Source organism: Stenotrophomonas sp. HMSC10F07, assembly GCF_001807895.1.
GTDB classification, from domain to species: domain Bacteria; phylum Pseudomonadota; class Gammaproteobacteria; order Xanthomonadales; family Xanthomonadaceae; genus Stenotrophomonas; species Stenotrophomonas sepilia.
Window position 1 is genome coordinate 1 of record NZ_KV791405.1, and the last position, 2,940, is coordinate 2,940.

General features: G+C 66.7%; 2 protein-coding genes. Both read left to right on the forward strand.

What is annotated here, in order from left to right:
• Positions 1 to 302: 302 nt before the first annotated feature.
• Positions 303 to 1,934 carry a TldD/PmbA family protein gene (locus tag HMPREF3114_RS12400; RefSeq protein ID WP_053497960.1) on the forward strand — a complete coding sequence of 544 codons (1,632 nt, stop codon included), beginning with the start codon at positions 303 to 305 and terminating at the stop codon, positions 1,932 to 1,934.
• Positions 1,935 to 1,964: 30 nt separating this feature from the next.
• The coding region (locus HMPREF3114_RS21475; protein ID WP_305366807.1) for a TldD/PmbA family protein at positions 1,965 to 2,940 on the forward strand (976 nt) is incomplete at its 3' end.

Sequence of the window (2,940 nt, forward strand, 5' to 3'; positions counted from 1 at the left end):
TCTTGGCGTCCGCTGACGGGGGGCCAGATCAGTCAGCCGCATGGATGCGGCTGCCGAGCCCCCATGGACGGATTCACGGCGTCCCCGCAATCCGACACCGCCCCGCCCACTCACGGAATGCCCGCTTTTGACGTTGACGTTGCCCTGGCTTGAAGCAGGTGCAGGGCTGCAAACCCTGCCGAAACCCACCCAACCATGACTGCAGTCACTTGCCCGGTTGCGCCGCGCTGGCGAAAGTCAAGGAGTTGACGTGATCGGTCCGGCGCGTTGCCGACCGCACGCAAGCGAGAGAGAGAAACGCTGTGCAACGACGTGAGTTCCTGGCTTTTTCCGGCCTGGGCCTGGCCGGCCTGCTGCTGCCGCATTCCCGTGCCATCGCCGCCGAGCAGCTGCTGGCGCCGGTCGATACCGCCCAGCGCCGGCGCTTGGCCGAGGTCGCGCTGGCCACCGCACGCACGGCCAAGGCCAGCTACTGCGATGTGCGCATCGGCCGCTACCTCAACCAGTCGGTCATCACCCGCGAGCACCAGGTCGGCAATGTGACCAACCGAGAATCGTCCGGCGTGGGCGTGCGGGTGATCGTCAACGGTGCCTGGGGCTTTGCTGCAACCCATCAGCAGACCGAGGCCGCCGTGCGCGCAGCGGTCGAGCAGGCTGCGGCGATCGCCCGCGCCAACGCCAGCATCCAGACCCGCCCGGTGCAACTGGCACCCACGCCGCCCGTCGGTGAAGTGCGCTGGCAGACGCCCATCCGCAGGAACGCGATGGCGGTGCCGATCCAGGACAAGGTCGAGCTGCTGCTGGCCCTCAATGCCGCTGCGCTGGATGCGGGCGCCGACTACATCAACTCCACCCTGTTCCTGGTCAACGAGCAGAAGTACTTCGCCTCCAGCGACGGCTCGTTCATCGACCAGGACATCCACCGCATCTGGTTGCCGTTCACCGCCACCGCCATCGACAAGGCCAGCGGCAGGTTCCGCACCCGCGCCGGCCTGTCCTCGCCGATGGGCATGGGCTATGAGTTCCTCGATGGCGATGCGCGCGGCAAGGTGCAGCTGCCCGGTGGCATCACCGCCTACCGCGATTCCTACGACCCGGTCGAGGACGCCATTGCGGCCGCCCGCCACGCGCGCGAGAAACTGAAGGCGCCGTCGGTGAAGCCCGGCAAGTACGACCTGGTGCTGGACCCGTCCAACCTGTTCCTGACCATCCACGAGAACGTCGGCCACCCGCTGGAGCTGGACCGCGTGCTCGGCTACGAAGCCAACTACGCCGGAACCAGCTTCGCCACGCTGGACAAGCGCGATGCCGGTTTCCGCTGGGGCAGCGACATCGTCACCTTCTTCGCCGACAAGACCCAGCCGGGCAGCCTCGGTGCGGTCGGCTACGACGACGAGGGCGTCAAGACCCAGCGCTGGGACCTGGTGCGCGACGGCATCCTGGTCGACTACCAGGCCACCCGCGATGAAGCCCACATCCTCGGCCGCGATGCATCGCATGGCTGCAGCTATGCCGATTCCTGGTCCAGCGTGCAGTTCCAGCGCATGGCCAATGTCTCGCTGGCGCCGGGCAAGCAACCGCTCAGCGTCGCGGACATGATCAAGGACGTGGAGAACGGCATCTACATCCACGGCCGCGGTTCGTATTCGATCGACCAGCAGCGCTACAACGCGCAGTTCGGCGGCCAGCTGTACTACCAGATCAAGGATGGAAAGATCGCCGGCATGGTCGAGGATGCGGCCTACCAGATCCGCACGCCGGAATTCTGGAATGCCTGCACCGCCATCTGCGATGAACGCGACTTCCGCCTGGGCGGCTCGTTCTTCGACGGCAAGGGCCAGCCGGGCCAGGTCTCGGCGGTCTCGCACGGTTCGTCCACCACCCGCTTCAACGGCATCAACATCATCAACACCGCGCGCAGTCTCGGCGCTTGAGCCACCCATCCTTCGACATGGAGAGCAGCCTTGCAAAGACGTGACTTCCTGGCCCTGACCGGGCTTACCGCGGGCGGGCTGATCGTGCCCTCCTTCTTCGGCAAGGTGATCGCCGCCGAGCAGCTGCAGAGCACGCTGGACCTGGGGCTGAAGAAGCGCCTGGCCGATGCGGCGCTGGCCGCCGCCCGCCAGGCCGGTGCCACCTACTGCGACGTGCGCATCGGCCGCTACCTGCGGCAGTTCGTGATCACCCGCGAGGACAAGGTGCAGAACGTGGTGAACACCGAGTCCACCGGCGTCGGCATCCGCGTGATCGTCAACGGCGCCTGGGGCTTCGCCGCCACCAACGCACTGGGTACCGCCGACGTGGCCAGGGCCGCGCAGCAGGCGGCGGCGATCGCCAAGGCCAATGCCGGCGTGCAGACCGCACCGGTGCAGCTGGCCAAGGCACCGGGCGTGGGTGAGGTGAGCTGGCGCACGCCGATCCGCAAGAATGCGATGGAGGTGCCGATCAAGGACAAGGTCGGCCTGCTGCTGGACGTCAACGCCGCCGCAATGGGCGCCGGTGCCAGCTTCGTCAACTCGATGCTGTTCCTGGTCAACGAGCAGAAGTACTTCGCCTCCACCGATGGCTCCTACATCGACCAGGACGTGCACCGCATCTGGGCGCCGATGACGGTCACCGCCATCGACAAGAGCAGCGGCAAGTTCCGCACCCGATCGGGCCTGTCCTCGCCGATGGGCCTGGGTTACGAATACCTGGACGGCGCCGCCGCGGGCAAGGTGGTCAGCCCGAATGGCGTGGTCAACTACAGTTCTTCCTACGACATGAAGGAAGACGCCATCGCCGCCGCCCGGCAGGCGCAGGAAAAGCTGAAGGCACCGTCGGTGAAGCCGGGCAAGTACGACCTGGTGCTCGACCCGTCGCACACCTGGCTGACCATCCACGAGTCGATTGGCCACCCGCTGGAACTGGACCGCGTGCTCGGCTACGAAGCCAACTACG